Origin of the sequence: Alienimonas californiensis (genome assembly GCF_007743815.1) — a bacterium.
Lineage (GTDB): Bacteria > Planctomycetota > Planctomycetia > Planctomycetales > Planctomycetaceae > Alienimonas > Alienimonas californiensis.
In genome coordinates this window covers 2,466,100-2,483,685 of record NZ_CP036265.1, presented here as the reverse complement: position 1 = coordinate 2,483,685, position 17,586 = coordinate 2,466,100, and the positions used below count along the sequence as shown (strand labels likewise).

Genomic DNA, 17,586 nt, shown 5'->3' with positions numbered 1-17,586 from the left:
CTCCCCCCGGTCCGACGCCGCTGATGGCTCTGCCCTCCACCGCCCCCGCCCGCCCGGTTCCGAGCGCCGCCGACGATCTGGATCCCACGGCGGACGCCCAGCGGCGTCTGGACGAGATGCTCGACCTGCTCCGCCGCGAGCAGGCCGAATCCCGCCCCCCGGCCCCGGCACCGGCCCCGCAGGTCCCGGCCCCCCATGCCCCGGCCCCGCAGGCCGCAGCCGCGGAGGCGCCCCACTCCGACGAGACTTCCGAGGACCTCGACGCAGAAGCCGAGGCCGAGCCGCCGGTCGCCGGGTCGCCCGTCGCCGAGGCCGTGGACGCTGACCCGGCCGAGCCGCTCCCCGCCACACCGATCGAAGAGACGGCCCACGCCGAAGTCGTCCCGGACGAACCGGCGACCGACGAACTCACTGCCGCCGAACTCACGATCAACGAACTGACCGCCGCACTGACCGCCGACGAACCGGAGATCGCGGAGCAGGCGACGGCGGAACCGCGTCGGGAGACGTCGGCGCTGCCGTCGGACGATCCGTTCCGGTCTCTGGCCGGGCTGGGGTTGGCGAAGCCGGCGGGCGCCGCGGGCCCCGCCCGTCCGCCGCTGCGTTCGCTGCTGAGCGAAATGTTTGAGTTGGACCTCTCCGACGTGAACGACGGGTTCGAAGTCGACGAGGACGCCGCCGACGGGAACGCCGCGTGGGCCGCTGACGAGAGCGAGGACGACGACGTTGAGCCGACGCCCGTCTCCGAAGCCGAGGCGGACATCGATGCAGTCGCCGCCATCGCGCCCGTCGCGATGCCCGAGGAACAAGACGAGTCGGAGCGGATGGAGGAGGAAGTTCTGGAGGAGGACGCTCCGGTCGTCGACGCCGCTCCCGTGGCGGCGACGGAGGACGGCGAGGCGTCGGGCGACTCGATCGACTGCTCGGTGGACGACTACATGGAGGCGCTGCTGGCCCGGATGCGGCAGTCCCGCGAGGACGTCCCCACGCCGGCCGCTCCCAAGCCGAAGCCCAGGCCGACTGCCGCCGCCGCGGAACCGGTCCCTGCAAAGCCGGCCCCCGCGGGCCCGTCGCCCGTTGCCGGTTCGACCGTCATCGGTTCGTCCCTCGCCTCGCGGAGTTCGGAACCGACTCGGCCCGCGGCGGCGGTCGCCGGCGCACCGGCGCTCGCTCCGCTGCCCCCGCCGCCGTCCCTGCCCCGGTCGCGGGTCGACAAGGAGAAGCTGCGCGAGGAGATGCGGCAGTTGCGGGCGATCGCCAACACCAGCGCCCGCAGCGCCGTGATGGAATCGACCTGGAAGCGCACCCGCACCCGGCTGGTGATGGCCGTGCTGATGTGCGGCGTGTCGCTGGGCCTGGGGCTCGTGCTGATCCTCACCAGCGTCTGGGGACATGCGGTGCATTACGGGCTGGGCGGCGCCCTCTGCCTCGCCGCGGTCTGGATCGCCCGGGACTTCGGCCGGACGATGGACCTGCTCCGCCGGCAGAAGATCGCCGCGAAAAAGGCCGCCGCCGCCGAGGCCGCCGAAGCGGGCATCGCCCCGCACGAGGCCCGGGAGCGGGCGCTGAACGTGCCGTCCGCCGCGTAAGCGCGGCGGCGGGCGGCGTTCGATCGACGTCGGTTGCCGCGGGCCGGGTCCGCGGCGACTCTGCCGCACCCCGCCCCGCCCCCGCACCCCGGCCGCCGCGTGCCCCCCGCCCCCGATTCCGGCGAGCCCGACCCCGGCGCCCCCGATTCCAGAGCGGCGGACGCACACGGCCCCGTCGTGTTCTCCTCCGTCGGCGAGTCCGAACCGTCCGCGGCGACGGCGGCGCCCGCGGCGACGGCGTCGGCCCCGGCGACGGCGGCGCCCTCTGTGGCGGAGGTGGGAACGCAGTTCGACGCCTGCGTGGCGGAGATCTCCAAGGCGGTCGTCGGCCAGCCGGACCTCATCGAGGGCGTGCTGATCGCCCTGGTGGCCGGGGGGCACGTCTTGATCGAGGGCCCGCCGGGGCTCGGCAAGACGTTGCTGGTCACCACGCTGGCCCACGTCGCCGGGTGCGACAGCGGACGCGTGCAGTTCACCCCGGACCTGATGCCCGCCGACGTGACCGGGCACAGCGTCTACGATCTGCAACAAAAGGCGTTCACGTTCGTGCCGGGGCCGGTGTTCACGAACCTGCTGCTCGCCGACGAGATCAACCGCGCCCCCGCCAAAACGCAGGCGGCGCTGCTGGAAGCGATGCAGGAACGCCAGGTGACCGTCGACGGCGACACCCGCCGACTACCCGACCCGTTCCTCGTGCTCGCCACGCAGAACCCGCTGGAACAGGAGGGCACCTACCCCCTGCCGGAGGCCCAGCTCGACCGCTTCTTATTTAAACTGCTGGCCGACTATCCCGACCGCGAAGGCGAGCGGGCGATCTTAAATCTCTACGTGAACGGCACCGATCCGCGGGACCCGGTCGGATTGGGCGTGAAGCAGGTGTTGAACGCGGAACGCGTCCGCAGCCTACGGCGGGCGGCGGTCGGCGTGATCGTGGAGCCGGCGGTGACGGATTATATCACCCGGCTGGTCCGCAAAACACGTTCCTGGCCGGGGGTGGAGGTCGGGGCGAGCCCGCGGGCCGGGGTGAGCTTAGTGCTGGCCGGCCGGGCGGCGGCGGCCTGCCGCGGGCGGGACTTCGTGATCCCGGACGATATTAAAGAGCTGGCCCCCGCCGTCCTGCGGCACCGCGTCCGCCCGGCCCCGGACGCTGAACTAGAAGGCGTGACCGCCGACGCCCTGGTCGCCGCGATCCTCGACGCCGTCGAAGCCCCGAAAGGGCGGGCGTAGTCAGCTCGAAATCGGGATCGGCTTGATATACCAACCCGGAGCGCAAGCTCCGGCGGTGCGTTCGGAAACCGGAGGCGCCGACGGCCGGAGCTTGCGCTCCGGGCTCACCACGACACGCTCAGACCTTCGCGGCGACCGCTTTGAGGTGTTCGAGGCTCAGCCGGGCCGTTTCGATGGGGCCGGGGCCGTCGGCGAAGACTTCCACGCTGATCCAGCCGTCGTAGCCGGTTTCCTTCAGGGCGGTGAGGATCGGGGCGAAGTCGGTGTCGCCCATGCCGGGGCCGAGCAGGTTCGCGTCGTTGGCGTGGAAGTGGGCGGTCTGCTGCGGGTAGCGGTGGATGATCGTCGCCGGGGGCTCGGATTCGCCGCCGACCATCGCCTTCACGTCCTGATGGAGCCGCACCCGCGGGCTGCCGACGCGTTCCGCCAGGGCGACCGCCTCGGCGCAGGTCTGTAGGAAGTTCGTTTCGGTCGGGGCGAGCGGCTCCAAGGCCAGCGTGACGCCGCGTTCCTCCAGCCGGGGGGCGACCGTCTTTAATACCTCCGCCGCGTGATCGGTGGCGGTTTCGAGGCTCATGCCCTCCTCCAGGTTCCGCTGCTGGGGGGAGCCGAGCACCATCAGCGACCCGCTGAGGTCGGCGCAGAGGTCGGTCAGTTCGATCAGGCGCTCTGCGGTGGCGGCGCGGACGCCGGCGTCGGCGGTGGTGAGGTGAAAGCCGGTCGTCTTCGCCAACAGCCAGTGCAGGCCGACCACCTCCAGCCCGGCGGCGTAGGCGGCGTTCTTCAGTTCGGCCCGATCGGCCTGCGACAGGTCCGTCGGGGCGTCGGCGAGGGTGAACGGGGCGACTTCGATCCCGGTGTAGCCCAGCGAGGCGATCAGGTCGCACTGCTCGAGGAAGGTGCGGCCGGGGGCCAGCGTTTCGTTGCAGTAAGCGAAGCGGAACGACATGAGACGGCAACGGCGGGGGCGGAGCGGCGTCGCAGTTTAGCGACCGGCCCCCGGGGGCGTCCCCTCCGCCGCGCAGCCGGGTCGCGCCCGCCGCGGGGTCAGGCGCTGACCGCCGCGGAGACCGGTCGTAACGACGGATCCGACTGCGCAACGCCCGGCGAGACAGCCGGCCGGGAAGTTCGGGAAGGCACGGCAATCTGGTGGGGTTCGGCAAAGGGGAGCGTCGATCCCAGATGCGTCGGGACGGTGCGTCCGACCCCGCGGGAACGTTCCGCGGGGTGCAGGCGACCCGTTCACCCCCAAGGAACCGCGTCCCCCTCCCACGGAAAGAATCCCATGAAACGGCTTCTCGCCGCGGCGGTCATGACCGCCGTCTGTTATGTCGCCCCGGCCGCCTCCGCCGGCCTTTGCGGCGCCGGCAGCCTCGGCTGCACCCCGGACCCCTGCGACGCCGGTTGCGGCCCCGCCGCCCTCGGCGAAGCTTGCCCGGCGACCCCTTGCACCCGCACCGTGCGGGAGATCGTGTACGACACCAAAGAGGTGCCCTACACCCGCACCGTCTACGATACGGTCTGCACCCAGGTGCCGGTTCAGAAGACCCGCCTGGTTCTGGACACCTGCTACAAGACCGTGAACTACACGGTCCGCAAGCCGGTGTACAACACCTGCTACAAGGACGTCTGCTACACCGTCCGTCGCCCGGTCTACAACACCTGCTATAAGGACGTGTGCTACACCGTCCGTCGCCCGGTGTACAACACGACCTATACCTGCGTGAACTACACCGTCAAAAAGCCGGTGTACAACACCTGCTACAAGGACGTGTGCTACACCGTCCGTCGCCCGGTGTACAACACCTGCTACCGCGATCAGTGCTACACCGTTCGCCGGCCGGTTTACAACACCTGCTACCGCGACGTCTGCTGCACCAAGTACCGGACCGTCACCGAGAACAAGACCCGCGAGGTCTGCTACACGGTGTGCAAGCCGATCACCGAGACGAAGACGGTCAACGTCCGCGTCAACGAGATGAAGACCGTTCAGCGGACCGTCCCCGGCCCGATGATCCGCAAGACGGTTCAGGAGCCCGGCCGCTGCGTCTACAACCCGCAGACCTGCCGGTACGAGTACCAGCCCGGCTGCTGCCGGACCGTCTGCTGCCCCGGCCCGGAACGGACGATCTGCGAGCAGGTCTGCTGCCCGAAGGTCGTGCAGAAGGAAGTCAGCTGCACCCGGTACGTGAGCGAAGTCTGCCGTAAGACGGTGCCCTACACCGTCTGCCGTCAGGTGCCCTACACCGAGACCAAGAAGGTTCCGTACACGACCTGCAGCTGGGTTTGCGAGACCAAGACCAAGAAGGTTCCGTACACGACCTGCAGCTGGGTCTGCGAAACCAAGACCAAGAAGGTCCCCTACACGACCTGCTCGTTCGTCTGCGAGACCCGCACCAAGCGGATTCCGAAGACCACCTGCAGCTTCGTCTGCGAGACCAAGACCAAGCGGATCCCGTACACGACCTGCTCCTGGACCTGCGAAACCAAGACCAAGAAGGTTCCGTACACGACCTGCTCCTGGACCTGCGAAACCAAGTGCAAGCAGATCCCGTACGTCACCTGCCGTAAGGTCTGCGAGACGGTGATGGTTCCCAAGACGACCTGCGTCCCCCGGACCGTCTGCCTGACCCGCACCGTCTGCGTGCCCCGCGTCGTCTGCCGCGAAGTCCCCGTCTGCCCGGAAGCCGCCTGCGGCCCGGAAACGGCCTGCGGCCCCGGCGGCTGCGACACCGGCTGCCTGTGATCCCCGGCGACCGGTGACCTGGTCGAGAGTCTGCGAACGGCTCCCCCCGCCTCGGCCCGCCCCCCGTCCCGGCGGCCGATGCGAGCGGGGAACCCGCCGCAGCCCTCGCCTCCCAGGTCGCTCCCTGAAGTCCATCACTGACGTCGCTCCCTGAAGTCCCCCCTGATTCGCACCCTGATCTTCTTCCTGAGTCGCACCCTGACCCTCAACGACCGGCCCGCCTGACCTTCGCTGTTCAGAAGGGCCTGTCGATGAAGACCGAGGCGGCTACACGCGGCGGCGAGGCGATCTCAAGACGGATCGCCCCGCCGGCCGGGTGAACGGAGTCCGCCGGGACTCCGGGCCGAACAGGCGTCCTGATCCCTCAGGCGTCCGGTTCACACGCTGACGGTCGTCCCGGCGACCCCGCCCGACGCGGCGGCGGCTTTCTCTTCGGAGAGGGTCGCCGCCGTTTCTCGTTGCGCCCCGTCGCATCGCGTCGCGATCCGTCCGCACCGGGCCTCATTTCGCCAGATCGAACACCGCCAACTGCGGCAGGTGGTCGCTGAGGGCGAACGATTGGGGGTCGGCCGGATTCGTGCGGAAGGCCCCTTCGAACAGCGGCCGGGACTCCACCGCCTGCGAGGCGATCGGCCCCGCCGCCATCACGTAATCGATCCGCCAGCTCGGCTCGTCGGCTTTGATCGTCAGCCCGGCACCCTTGCCGACGTCTTGCCCGCCGACCTTCGCGAAGGTGTCGACCCAGCCGGCGTCAGTCCAGAGCCGGTGCTCCGCCACGTCGGGGGTGTGGTTGAGGTCGCCGATCAACAGCATGGAGCGGCCCGCGTCCAAGTCGCTGCGCATCGCCGCCAGCATCGCGGGGATCTCCCGCAGCCGCACCTCCGGCGTCGGGAACGGGTTCAGGTGAGCGGAGTGCACGATCAGCGGCTCGCCCCCCGGCAGTTTCACCGTCGCTCGCCCCCAGTGCCGGGTGAACAGCTCCGCCGGCCGTTCCCCGCCGACGACCGGGGCGTTCTGCGGGTCGACGATCTCGTATTTGGACAGCAGCGTGCCTGGCCACTTGCCGCCGCTGGGGAAGGTGACGAAGTTCATCCCCAGCCGCTCCGCGATCTGCCGCACGACGGCCTCGGGGGGCGACTCGGAGAAGTTCACGATGTCCGGCTCGTACAGGGCCAACTCGTGGGCGAAGCGGGCCGGCATCTGCCCGAGGGCGGTCGCCTTCTTCCCCAGCGCCCGGTCCTTGGGCCAGCCGGTGCAGTCGTAGACGTTGTAGGCGATCACCCGCAGCGGCCGCGGGCCCTCCCCGGCTCCAGCGAACGCGGGCCCGGCGAACGCAGGCACGCGAGTCGCCGCGACCGCCGCCAGCCCGGCGGCTCCGGCCTGTCGCAGAAACCCCCGCCGCGAGGGCGCGGCCGGTGAGGAAGAAGGCAGAGCGGTCATGGCCATGGCGGTTCGAGCGTCAGCGGAGTGCGGGCCCCCCGCCGCCACCGTACCGACCCGACGGATCGTCGCGTACCGATCCGTCGGCGGTGATCGAGCGGGGGCCTGACTGCGGCCGGCCGCAGTCCGGCGTGTCGACGCTGCGATTCCCGGCCCGGTTGACCGCCTCGCCCGCCGCTCGCATCATCCGATCCCCTTGGGTTCCCGCCATTCGACCCGCCAAGCCGCCCCCCCGTGACGGATTCTGCAACGGCCCCCCCCGCGCCCCGCACCGGTCGCCGCAACTGGCTCGCGTGGGCGGCCCGGGGTCTCTACGCCGCCTGTGCCGCGGCGGTGGCCTGGCCGATGGCCCGGTTCTTCACCGCGCCGCTCGCCGCGGAAGCCGCCGGGCCGGTCCGCGATCGGGCGGTGCGGCTGGCGGACCTCAAACCCGGCGTGCCGCGGCTGGTGCCGATCACGGGCGAATCCGTGGACGCCTGGACGCGTCACCCGGCGGTGACAGTCGGCCGGGCCTGGGTGGTGCGGACCTCGCCGGCGGACGTCGCCCCGCCGGACGTGGAGGTCAACGCCTTCAGCAGCGTGTGCCCGCACGCCGGCTGTCAGGTCAGCGGCACGGTGCAGACCCGCCCGAATGCCGGCGCCGAGGGCCTGATCTGCCCCTGCCACGGGGCGGTGTTCGCCCTCGACGGCGAGCGCAGGCCCAAGTTGGACGGCGGCGCCAACCCCAGCCCCCGCGGCCTCGATTCGCTGGACACCGCCCTGGTCCAGGACGACGACGGCCTGTGGTGGGTGGAGATTGAATACAAGCGGTTCGAACTCGGCACGGCGGACGGGAGCGTCGCATGAGCGAGAACGCCTCCCCCCAAACGCCCCCGGCCCGGACCCCCGCAGACCCGGCCCCGGCTCCGGCCGCGGAGCGGCGGCCGACGACGGCGCCGCCGCCGGAGTCGGCGGGCAGCCGCGGCTGGATGCAGGCCGCCCTGACCGAACGCAGCGCCGCGGTCGGCGGCTGGGTGCACGAACGCACCGGCCACCGCGGGGCGTTCGACTGGTTCGCCAATCGCACGCTCCCCGGCGGGGCGCGGTGGCGGTACGTCACCGGGCCGGTCTGCCTGGGCCTGTTCGCCGTGGTGTTCGCCACCGGCCTGGCCCTGATGACCGGCTACGTCCCCAGCGCCGACGCCGCCTGGGCCAGCGTGCATCACCTCGAACGCACCCCCGGCGGCTCCATGCTGCGGGGCCTGCACTACTGGGCCACGCATGCGTTGATCCTCGCGTTCGCCGTCCACCTCGGCCGGCTGATGCTTTCCGCGGCGTTCCGCTCCCCGCGGGAGCTGGCCTGGGTCAGCGGCGTGTTGCTCTTCCCGTTGCTGGTGACGGCGGCGGTCACGGGGAACCCGCTCTCCGGCAGCCAGAAGGCGTTCGAGCAGATCGAAGTCGAGGGCGCCATCCTCGCCGGCACGCCGGGGGCCGGGCCGCAGCTGAAACAGGTGCTGTTCGGCGGCCCGCAGGCGGGGCACCTGACGCTCACGCACCTGTACGCCTTGCACGTCGCCTTCATCCCGCTGGCGGCGGCGGGGCTGGTGCTGTTCCACCTCTATCAATTGCTCCGCTGGGGCACGGTTCGGCCGGAGGACCCGCTGGCGGCGGGCAATCCGGACACGGTCAATCAGGCCCACAGCTCGGAGGAAACGCCGTACGTGCCGAACCAGATGCTCCGCAACGCCGTGGCCTTCGCCGCGGTGTTCGGGCTGCTCTGGTTCATGGCCGGCCGGCAGCCCGCCCCGCTGGACGCCCCCCCGGGCGAGGGCGTCGAGAGCATGCCGCGGCCGGAGTGGTACTTCCGCTTCCTGTTCGAACTGCGGAACTACTTCCCGCCGGAGATGGAGTTCGTCGCCACCGGCGCCCTGCCGACGCTGGCGATCCTGGTGCTCGCCGCCGTGCCCTGGATCGACCGCCTCGGGCATCGGGTGGGGGCGGCGGCGCGGTACTCCATCGTGTTCGGCGGGCTGCTGTTCTGGTGCGTGCTGACGATCGGTTCGATGAGCCGCGACCGGGCCGACAGGCACTACCTGGAGGTCCGCCGGGCCGCCCACGTCCGGGCGGAGCGGGCGGCCGAGCTGGCCGACCGCGGTGTGCCCCCCGACGGCCCCGGCTCCCTGCTGGCCAACGACCCCAAGACCCGCGGCCCGGAGTTGTTCCGCGCCCACTGCGCCGCCTGCCACGCCCACACCGGCCCGGCCGTGGAATCGTGGGGGCCGGACCATTCGATCGAGGCCAGCGAGTGCAACGCCGCGAACCTGGCCGGCTTCGGTTCCCGCCGCTGGATGCGGGGCCTGCTCGACCCGGCGCTGGTCGATTCGGACGCCTACTTCGGCTGCACGCCCTTCGCCGAAGGCGGCATGGTCGGCTATGTGAAGGACGATCTGTGGCTCTTCGTGGAGCCCGGCAGCGAGGAGGCGGAGGAGAAGCGGACCCAGATTGCGGCCGTCGCCGCCGCGATGGCCGCGGAGGCCGGCCCGCGGGTGCACGGCGGGCCGCCGATCGCCCTCGACCACGGCGACGAAACCTTCGAGCCCGAAGCGCTGCCCGCGCTGGCGGAGCAGGGTCGGGAGTTGATGATCGGCGACCTGAGCTGCACCGGCTGCCATAATTTCGCCGGGGAGGAGTACGGCGACTCCCTCACCCTCGACGGCTACGGCTCCCGCGAGTGGCTGGCCGACTTCATCGCCAACGCCGGCCACGAACGGTTCTACGGCGAGGAGAACGCAATGCCGCTCTACGCCCCGAATGCCCCCGTGGACGGCGAGGAGGACCCCTCGAACACGCTGACCCGCAACGAGATCCTGCTCCTCACCGACTGGCTCCGCGGCGACTGGGTCGGGCGCGAGTAGGCCGGACCTCTCTGGTCAAGAACACGTTCTTCTCCCCTCTCCCCCAAAAGGGGGCGAGGGGGGACGAAAGCAGCCGGCGCACTCAGCGCTCCGCCGTCACAACAAGTGCTTGGCCTTCACTTCCAGATACCGGCTGACGACCGCGGCGCTGAGGTTCTCCGGCGTGGCCTCGACCACCAGCACGCCGTCCGCCGCCAACGCGGCGGCCCGGCGGCGTTGGCGGGCCCGCAGTTCCGCCGCGGCGGCGATGCGGAAGGCGTCCCGGTCCCCCGCGGCGCCCTCGGCCGGGACGGCGGCGGCCCGCTCCGCCAGCGGGCTGTTCTCCAACAGGGCGACCAGCACCAGGTGCGGCGAGCGCAGCGGGCGGACGTGCCGGGCGATCTCTGCCAGTTGCACGTCGTCGGTGGCGTGCGTCAACAGCACGACGAGGCTCCGCCGCCGGTGCCAAGTGCGGACCTCGCGGACCATCGCCCCGTAATCGCTGGCCTCGTAGCGGGGGGCGAGATCGTAGGTCTGCCGGACCAGCGTGCGCACCCCCGCCGCCCCGCGGACCGGCGGGACCCACCGCCGCGTCTCCGCCCCCGCCGCCAGCAGCGCCGCGGTGTCCCCCTGCCCCAGCGCCACGTGGGCCAGCAGCACCGCCGCGTTCAGCGCCCGGTCGAAGTGCGTCACGCCGCCCTCGGCGTTGCACATCGACCGGCCGCTGTCGAGCAGTAACAGCAGGGATTGATTCCGCTCCACCGTGTACTCGCGGGAGACGAGATCGCCGGTGCGGGCGGTCGCCTTCCAGTCGATCTGCCGGACCTCGTCGCCGCGGACGTACTCCCGCAGACGGTCGAACTCCCGGCCGCGGCCCCGCTGGCGGCTGGCCCGCACGCCCTCGGTGCGGCGGTTCTGCCGGGCCAGGAGTTCCGCCCCGCGCACCGCCCGGACGTTGGGATAGACCCGCACCGTGTGGTCCTCCCGCACCCGGGCGTGCCGTTCCCACAGGCCCCAATTCGTGCGACTGCGGAGGAACGTCCGCCCGAAGGCCCGCGGCCCCCGCAGGTGCGGCGTGACGTGATAGACGACCGCCCCGGTGCGGCCCGGGGGCAGGTCGACCGTCGCCGGCAGCCCCTCGACGGCGGAGGGGGTGGGCGGGGAATCTTCGACCTCCACCCGGATCGCCGCCGGCCCGCGGTTCGTCAGGTGCAGGGTGACGGGGTTGGGGGCGCCGACGCTGAACACCTCCGCCGCCTCCCGCTCCACCGCGACCGCGGCCGGCGTGGGGGAGCGGAAGGCGTCCCAGGCCGCCGCCGCCGCCAGCAGCGCCGCGGCCAGCAGGCCGACGTCCGCCAACGGCGCCCAGACCGCCCCCGCCGCCAGCGGCACGGCGCACAACCCCACCAGCGCGAGCAACCAGCCGGTGGGCGTCACGGCTCCTCCCGGTCGCCGGCGGGTGGGGCCTCGTCAGGAATGTGCCAGGGCGGCGCCTCGTCCAGTTCGACCCGCTCCGTCAGGATCTGGTGCGGGGCGAAGCGGTTTTTATACGCCATTGAGGCGTTCTCCGGGATCCAGTAGCCGAGGTAGACCCAGTCGCGGCCGGTCTGACGGGCGTATTCGATTTCCGACAGGGCGCTGAAGGTCCCCGGCCCCAGAGGACGCCAGTCGGGGTCGTGGAAGAAATAGATGCTGTTCAACGCCCCCGGCACGACGTCCACCAGCCCCAGACCGACTAATTTCTCGCCGTCCCGGTAGGCGAACTCGTGGGCGAACTCGTAGCCGGGGCCGACGAGGTTCTCGCGGTACTCCGCCGCCGTGGTCGTATCGCCCCGCCAGCCGCGGCGCTCCTTCATGTCCTCATGCCAGCGGTTATACAGCTCGGCGTGTTCCTCGGAGGTCCCGGCGGGCCGAACCGTCAGGGAGATGTGCGCATTGCGCTTGAGACAACGCCGCTGACTCTTGGTCGGCCGGAAGTTCCGCACGTCGACCCGCAAACTGCGGCACTTCTTGCAGGCGGGGCAGTCGGAACGAAAAAAGCTCACCCCCTGCCGACGCCAACCCCGGGCGAGTAGTTGGGCGTAATGTTCCCCGGAGATGCCGGCGAACAGCTTCACGCCCATGCGGGCCCGCTCCTCCGGCAGATAGGAGCACTCGACGAGCGGCGAGCGGGCGCTGAGCAGTTCCACCGTCACGCGGCCGCTCCCGGCCCGGCCGGCGGCATTTCGGCGGCGGCCGCCTGGGCCTGGATCGCCGTGATCGCCACCGTGTTCAGAATATCCGGCACGGTGCAGCCGCGGGAGAGGTCGTTCACCGGCTTGTTGAGGCCCTGCAACACCGGCCCGACGGCGACCGCCCCGGCACTACGCTGCACGGCTTTATAGGTATTGTTGCCGGTATTGAGGTCCGGAAAGATCAGCACCGTCGCCCGCCCCGCCACCGGGCTGCCGGGGCGCTTGGAGGCGGCGGTTTGCGGGTCGACGGCGGCGTCGTATTGAATCGGGCCGTCGATCGGCAGGTCCGGCCGCACGGACTGCGCTTTGGCGGTCGCCTCCCGCACGCGGTCCACGTCCTCGCCGGAGCCGCTTTCGCCGGTGGAGTAACTCAACAACGCCACCCGCGGCTCCACGCCGAAGCGGGCGGCGGTGTCGGCGCTGGTGACGGCAATTTCCGCCAATTGATCGGCCGTCGGGTTCGGCACGACCGCACAGTCCCCGTACACCAGCACGCGGTCCGGCAGGCACATGAAGAAAATCCCGGAGACCACCCCCACGCCGGGCTTCGTTTTAATGAACTCGAACGCCGGTCGAATGGTGTGGGCCGTGGTGTGGGCGGAGCCGCTGACCATGCCGTCCGCCAGGCCCAGATGCACCAGCATCGTGCCGTAGTAACTCACGTCCGTCATCCGGTCCCGGGCGATCTCCGGCGTGACGCCTTTATGACCGCGGAGCCGGTGATATTCCGCGGCGAACGCCTCCAGCCGCGGGGAGTCCGCCGGATTTTCGATCGTTACGCCCTCGAACAGGGCGGTCTCCAGCTTCAGTTCCGCGATCTGCCCGCGGATCGCCGCCGGGTCGCCCAGCAGGATGAGGTCCGCCACGCCCCGCCGCAGGATCGTCTCCGCGGCCTGCAGGATGCGGGGTTCGGTCCCCTCCGGCAGCACGACCCGTTTGCGATTCGCCGCGGCCCGGCGGAGCAATTCATATTCAAACATCAGCGGCGTGACCCGCCGCGGGTCGGAGACGCGGATCGCCTCGGCGAGGGTGTCGGTGTCGACGTGGGCGTCGAACAGTTCCAGCGCGGCCTCCACCTTGCGGGGGGCGTCCGGGGAGAGGACGGCCGGCACCGCGGCGACGTTCCGGGCGGTGGTGAAGGTGTCCGTTTCGACCCCCAGAACGGGCACGCCGGCCAGCCCGTCGACGAGCTTTGCCACCGCCCCGTCCGGTCTCAGCCCGCCGGTCAGCAGCACGCCGGCGATGTTCGGCCCGGTGCGGCTTTTCTCTCCGGCGAGGCTGGCCAGCAGGATGTCGTCCCGGTCGCCGGGGGTGACGACGAGGGCGTCGTCGTTCAGGTGCTCCAAAAAGTGCGGGACCTGCATCGCCGCCACGAGGAACCGGCCGACCGACCGCTCCGCCCCCGCGAACGGCCCGAGGCCCGCCTCCCCGACGGTCGGCGGATCGCCCGGGCCGAACAGCCACGTCGCGCTCAGCCCGGCAGCGATTTCGCCCACCGACGGGTGCTCCAGCCGCGGGTCCTCGGGCAGCAACCAGACCGGCGGGCCGTCGGCCCGGGTCCCCCCGGCGACGGGGGCGGTGAGGGAGGCCCGCGCCGCCGTGTCCCACGACTCGGGCACGTGATTGACCACCGCCGCCAGCACCTCGCAGCCGCGGTCGCCGAACTGGTCGAAGGCGATCGCGATCGCGTCCCGCAGGTCGGCCGGCGTTTTGCCGCGGGCGGTGAACACCGGCAGCACCGCGGAGCCGAAGTTCGCCGCGAGGTCCGCGTTCAGATCGAACTCGTGCGTCGGGGCGAACCCGCGAAAGCTGGTGCCCTCGACCACAACCAGATCGTCCGGCTCGCGCGGCGTGCCCGACAACGCGGCCTGTCCGTCACGGAGCGTGCGGAACTTCGCCAGCACGGTGGCGATCAGCTCCGGCACGCGGTCCTCGGCGAGGAGGGCCCGGGCCTGCTCCCGGTTCAGGCCGACCAGCGCCGCGGGGTCGACGTTCGTCAGGTAGCGATCGACGACCAGTCGCACGGACGGGTCGCGGGCGGCGTCGTACCGCACGATCGGCCGGAAGAACCCGACCCGCCCGCCGCGGCGGGCGGCCAGTTCGCACACGCCCAGGGCGACGAGGCTCTTGCCGGCCCCCGCCTCGGCGCTGGCGACGTAAATGCTGGCGGCCATGCGGGGGGCGGACCTGTTCGGGGCGACGATCCGCACAGCATAACCGCGGGCGGGCGGCCGTCAGGGGACCGCCGGCCGGTCGCCTACTCCATCACCTGCAACAGGTTGCTGGTGAAGACGAAGTTGCGTTGATTCGCCCCTTTGTAGTCCGGGTCGTCCGGGTCCAGGTGGGCGAAGAGGATTTCGGCCTCGGCGACGGCGGCGCCGGACTCCGGGCCGTTGGCGAGGGTGGCGGTCACCTCGCAGCTGCCGCCCTGGTCGCCCAGGGTCTGAATGACGGCTTCGTACCGCACCACGTCGCCGGGATAGGCGATGCGGTGAAAGACCGCCCGGGGCACCTTGGCGAGGACGACCAGGTGTTTGAAGTCCGTGGTTTGGCCCAGCAGGATGCCGGCGGTCTGGGCCATCCCCTCGATCATCAGCGACGCCGGCAACTGCGGGTCGCCTTCGAAGTGATCCGTAAGGTGCGCCTCGCCGCGGGAGACGCACTTGATCGCCGACGCGCGTTCGCCGCGGACGAGTTCTTCGAAGCGATCAATCCAGATCCAGCGCATGCCGCACCATAACGAAGCCCGGCCCCGCCGTCACGCGGGGCCGGGCGGGGGAAACCGGGGCCGAACGGGCTCAGCGAACGGCGTTCAGCCGTTCACCCGGGCGTCCAGGAAGTTCACGATCATGTTGACGGTGAACAATTCCGGGATGTTCTCGACCTTGGGATCGTCGGCAAAGGAGTCGATGTCCGCGTGGGGCATCTTGGTCCGCAGCTCGGCGAGGCCCTGCTCGGTGACGACGCCGTCCTGCACGAAGTTGCTGTCGGCGGCGGTGAGGCTCTCCGGGAACAGCTCCCCGCGGGGGATCTTGATCCCGAACGCCTTCTCGAGGCGGAACACAATATCGAGGAAGTCGATCGACTCCGCCCCCAGGTCGCCGGTGAGGGTCGCTTCGGGGGTGACTTCGTCCTCGTCGACGCCCAGCGCGTCCTGAAGGCGGTCGGAGACCTTGGCGAAGATTTCGTCGCGGGTCATCGGCATCGGTTCGGGTCCGTGGTCTGTCCGTGACCGCCGCGGGCGGGCCGGGTTGAGGGAATCTGAGGTTGAAGCGCGGGGCCGGAACCCGCGGGGAGCGGAAGTTTAGCGGCACAGTCGCCGACGGCCTACCCCGCCTGCCGTTCCGGATCGTTCGGGGTCGTTCCTAGGCGACCCGGGCCGGGCGGCGGGCGCCGCGGGGCCGGGACGGGGCCGGACGGATCGCCGCCGTCACATGCCGCCGAGGGTCAGCCCGCCGTCGACGGTGACGGTTTGGCCGGTGATGTAATCGCTGCGTTCGTCGGCGAGGAAGCAGACGGCCCGGGCGATGTCCTCCGGCTTGCCCAACCGCTTGCGGGGGATCGCCTTGGTGATGATATCGCCGGCTGCGTTGCGGACGGCCTCGGTCATGTCCGTCTGCACGAAGCCGGGGGCGACGGCGTTCACCGTGACGCCCCGCTTGGCGATCTCCGTGGCCAGACAGCGGGTCAGCCCCTCGATCCCGCCCTTGCTGGCGGCGTAGTTCGCCTGCCCGGGGTTGGAGTAGTGGGCCGCGACGCTGCTCATGTTGATAATGCGGCCGTAGCGGGCGCGCATCATCGGCATGATCGCCGCGTGACAGAAGTTGTAGACGCCGGTCAGGTTGGTCTCGATCACCGCACCCCAGTTCTCGGGGCTCATCGTGGCGAACAGCCCGTCGCGGATAATGCCGGCGTTGTTGACCAGGATGTCGAGCTGCCCCCAGTCCTCGACGACCTTCTTGACAAGTTCCGCGGCGGCCTCGTGATTCGTCACGTCGCACTGGATCGCCTCGGCCTGCCCGCCGGCGGCCTGAATCGCGGCGACGGTCTCCTCGGCGGCGGCGGTGTTGCCGGCGTAGACGACGCCCACCTTCGCCCCGCCGGCGGCGAGCATCTCCGCACAGGCCCGGCCGATGCCCCGGCTGCCGCCGGTCACCAGCGCGGTGCGGCCCTCGAAGGGCTTGGGGGGGAAGGGCGAAGCGGAAGAATCAGCCATGGGGGCGGTCCGTCGAACGCCGGGCGGAAAACCGGGCGGACAGGGGGCAAACGAAAGAGAGCGGGACGGGGAGCGACGCCTGAGGCGCCGGGGCGGCGGGCTACCGCGCGTTGGGGGCGTAGACTTCCGCCCAGGCCCGACGATACCAGTCGCGGAGGCTCGCGTCTTTGGCGGCGGCGTCGGACGGGGCGCCGGGGCGGTCGGCCCGGTTCTCGCACAGCAGCGTCAGCCGCGCCGAGACGCAGGTCACCCCGTCGCGGGAGCCGGAGGTCTTGAACGTGGTGCGATCGCCGTCCCGCTTGTGAATCTCCGCGGTGACGTTCAGCGTCTGGCCCGGGGTGATGAACGAGTTGAACTTCACCGCCTTCGCCTCCGCCAGCGTGATGTTGGCGTGGGAGAAGTCGTCGGTGATCCGCAGCAGCCAGGCGGAGGCCTGCACCATGGACTCCACCATCAGCACCCCGGGCATCACGGCGAACCCCGGGAAGTGATCGCCGAGGTACTCCTCGGCCCGGGTCAGCGCCTTGACGCCCGTGATGCTCTCCCCCGGCCGCACCGCCGTGACCCGGTCGATGAGGTTGAAACGCACGGGGTCGGAACCGGGGGGCGAGGATTACGGGCGCCGGCCGGACGCGGTCCGGCCCGGGACGCGGGAACGTCCGCTGAAGATAACGTCGCCCCCACCCCGGTCCAACCAACGGCGCCCGGCGGGTCCCCCGGGGGCGCCGGCGACCGACGGCGCTACCAGGCCGCCCCGTTGTCCGCCGGCCAGTCCCCGTTCCAGCCCGGGTCCGGCGGCGTCCCGGGGAATCCGCCGGACGTCGGCAGCGGGAAGACGTCGAAGGAATAGTCGTACCGCCGGGCCGTCACGCCGCCGACGCTCGTCTCCTTCGCCCGCGGCTCGATCCGCACCGGCGGGCCGAACGGGTCCGGCCGGGCGATCTCCGCCTGCCCCGTCGGCACGTACGGCGGCGCCGCGGGCGGCGGGAGAACCGGCGCCGGCGGCGGGAAGATCCCGGGCGGCGGCCCTCCCCAGCCCGGCGGACCGTACGCCGGCGGAGGCGCACCCCAACCGGGCGGAGCGAACCCCGGCCCCGGCGGTCCCCATGCCGCCGGCGGGAACGGCGAGCGATACCCCCCGCCGCCCGGCCCATGACCGAAACCGGGCCCTTGGCCAAAGCCGGGCCCCTGCGCGGCGGCGGTCGCCGGGTCGCCGAGCGTCAGCAGGGCCGCGGCGAGGAGCGGGAGGGCGAAACGCACG

The 17,586-nt window shown here is 71.5% G+C and carries 15 protein-coding genes; 5 read left to right on the top strand and 10 right to left on the bottom strand.

Going from position 1 to position 17,586, the window contains the following annotated elements; all coding sequences use genetic code 11:
* The first annotated feature begins 23 nt into the window (after positions 1-23).
* Positions 24-1,589 carry a hypothetical protein gene (locus tag CA12_RS09725; protein WP_145358761.1) on the top strand — a complete coding sequence of 522 codons (1,566 nt, stop codon included), beginning with the start codon at positions 24-26 and terminating at the stop codon, positions 1,587-1,589.
* 177 nt (positions 1,590-1,766) lie between these two features.
* The gene (locus CA12_RS09720) at positions 1,767-2,816 is read left to right on the top strand and encodes an AAA family ATPase (RefSeq protein ID WP_145358760.1); all 1,050 of its coding nucleotides are present in this window, start codon (positions 1,767-1,769) and stop codon (positions 2,814-2,816) included.
* Positions 2,817-2,934: 118 nt separating this feature from the next.
* On the opposite strand, the gene CA12_RS09715 is transcribed toward CA12_RS09720, so the two are convergent.
* Complete coding sequence (locus CA12_RS09715; RefSeq protein WP_145358759.1) at positions 2,935-3,765, bottom strand: sugar phosphate isomerase/epimerase family protein; 831 nt, start codon at positions 3,763-3,765, stop codon at positions 2,935-2,937.
* Positions 3,766-4,101: 336 nt separating this feature from the next.
* Here CA12_RS09715 and CA12_RS09710 point away from each other — a divergent pair, with 336 nt between their 5' ends.
* The gene (locus CA12_RS09710) at positions 4,102-5,562 is read left to right on the top strand and encodes a hypothetical protein (RefSeq protein WP_145358758.1); all 1,461 of its coding nucleotides are present in this window, start codon (positions 4,102-4,104) and stop codon (positions 5,560-5,562) included.
* A 501-nt stretch (positions 5,563-6,063) separates the two neighbouring features.
* On the opposite strand, the gene CA12_RS09705 is transcribed toward CA12_RS09710, so the two are convergent.
* The gene (locus CA12_RS09705) at positions 6,064-7,002 is read right to left on the bottom strand and encodes an endonuclease/exonuclease/phosphatase family protein (RefSeq protein WP_145358757.1); all 939 of its coding nucleotides are present in this window, start codon (positions 7,000-7,002) and stop codon (positions 6,064-6,066) included.
* 234 nt (positions 7,003-7,236) lie between these two features.
* On the opposite strand from CA12_RS09705, the gene CA12_RS09700 reads away from it, so the two are divergent.
* Positions 7,237-7,848, top strand: coding sequence for a QcrA and Rieske domain-containing protein (locus CA12_RS09700; RefSeq protein WP_207622190.1), 612 nt, complete (start codon positions 7,237-7,239; stop codon positions 7,846-7,848).
* The gene (locus CA12_RS09695; RefSeq protein WP_145358756.1) at positions 7,845-9,896 is read left to right on the top strand and encodes a cytochrome b; all 2,052 of its coding nucleotides are present in this window, start codon (positions 7,845-7,847) and stop codon (positions 9,894-9,896) included. Before CA12_RS09700 ends, CA12_RS09695 begins: the two co-directional genes overlap by 4 nt.
* A gap of 96 nt (positions 9,897-9,992) precedes the next feature.
* Here CA12_RS09695 and CA12_RS22990 read toward each other — a convergent pair whose 3' ends face one another.
* The 8 genes from CA12_RS22990 to CA12_RS09655 all read right to left on the bottom strand — a co-directional run bounded on the left by CA12_RS22990 (position 9,993) and on the right by CA12_RS09655 (position 17,585).
* Entirely contained in the window at positions 9,993-11,312 is a 1,320-nt protein-coding gene (locus CA12_RS22990; protein WP_145358755.1) for a DUF58 domain-containing protein, read from the bottom strand.
* Entirely contained in the window at positions 11,309-12,070 is a 762-nt protein-coding gene (locus tag CA12_RS09685; RefSeq protein WP_145358754.1) for an arginyltransferase, read from the bottom strand. The genes CA12_RS22990 and CA12_RS09685 overlap by 4 nt, the downstream gene beginning before the upstream one ends.
* The gene (pta, locus tag CA12_RS09680) at positions 12,067-14,283 is read right to left on the bottom strand and encodes a phosphate acetyltransferase (RefSeq protein ID WP_145358753.1); all 2,217 of its coding nucleotides are present in this window, start codon (positions 14,281-14,283) and stop codon (positions 12,067-12,069) included. The genes CA12_RS09685 and pta overlap by 4 nt, the downstream gene beginning before the upstream one ends.
* 83 nt (positions 14,284-14,366) lie before the next feature.
* Positions 14,367-14,837: a 3-hydroxyacyl-ACP dehydratase FabZ family protein gene (locus CA12_RS09675; protein WP_145358752.1), complete on the bottom strand. Its 471-nt coding sequence runs from the start codon at positions 14,835-14,837 to the stop codon at positions 14,367-14,369.
* 84 nt (positions 14,838-14,921) lie between these two features.
* A complete protein-coding gene (locus tag CA12_RS09670) occupies positions 14,922-15,314 on the bottom strand; it encodes an acyl carrier protein (RefSeq protein WP_145358751.1) in 393 nt (130 codons plus the stop codon).
* A 225-nt stretch (positions 15,315-15,539) separates the two neighbouring features.
* Positions 15,540-16,325 carry a 3-oxoacyl-[acyl-carrier-protein] reductase gene (fabG, locus tag CA12_RS09665; protein WP_145358750.1) on the bottom strand — a complete coding sequence of 262 codons (786 nt, stop codon included), beginning with the start codon at positions 16,323-16,325 and terminating at the stop codon, positions 15,540-15,542.
* Between the two features lie 100 nt (positions 16,326-16,425).
* Positions 16,426-16,914, bottom strand: coding sequence for a 3-hydroxyacyl-ACP dehydratase FabZ family protein (locus tag CA12_RS09660; RefSeq protein WP_145358749.1), 489 nt, complete (start codon positions 16,912-16,914; stop codon positions 16,426-16,428).
* Positions 16,915-17,066: 152 nt separating this feature from the next.
* Entirely contained in the window at positions 17,067-17,585 is a 519-nt protein-coding gene (locus CA12_RS09655) for a hypothetical protein (RefSeq protein ID WP_145358748.1), read from the bottom strand.
* Between the last annotated feature and the right edge of the window lies 1 nt (position 17,586).

Coding starts and splice junctions, on each gene's coding strand:
- CA12_RS09710 (WP_145358758.1), top strand. CDS start 4,102: ATGAAACGGCTTCTCGCCGCGGCGGTCATGACCGCCGTCTGTTATGTC.
- CA12_RS09695 (WP_145358756.1), top strand. CDS start 7,845: ATGAGCGAGAACGCCTCCCCCCAAACGCCCCCGGCCCGGACCCCCGCA.
- CA12_RS09675 (WP_145358752.1), bottom strand. CDS start 14,837: ATGCGCTGGATCTGGATTGATCGCTTCGAAGAACTCGTCCGCGGCGAA.
- pta (WP_145358753.1), bottom strand. CDS start 14,283: ATGGCCGCCAGCATTTACGTCGCCAGCGCCGAGGCGGGGGCCGGCAAG.
- CA12_RS09715 (WP_145358759.1), bottom strand. CDS start 3,765: ATGTCGTTCCGCTTCGCTTACTGCAACGAAACGCTGGCCCCCGGCCGC.
- CA12_RS09725 (WP_145358761.1), top strand. CDS start 24: ATGGCTCTGCCCTCCACCGCCCCCGCCCGCCCGGTTCCGAGCGCCGCC.
- CA12_RS09705 (WP_145358757.1), bottom strand. CDS start 7,002: ATGACCGCTCTGCCTTCTTCCTCACCGGCCGCGCCCTCGCGGCGGGGG.
- CA12_RS09670 (WP_145358751.1), bottom strand. CDS start 15,314: ATGCCGATGACCCGCGACGAAATCTTCGCCAAGGTCTCCGACCGCCTT.
- fabG (WP_145358750.1), bottom strand. CDS start 16,325: ATGGCTGATTCTTCCGCTTCGCCCTTCCCCCCCAAGCCCTTCGAGGGC.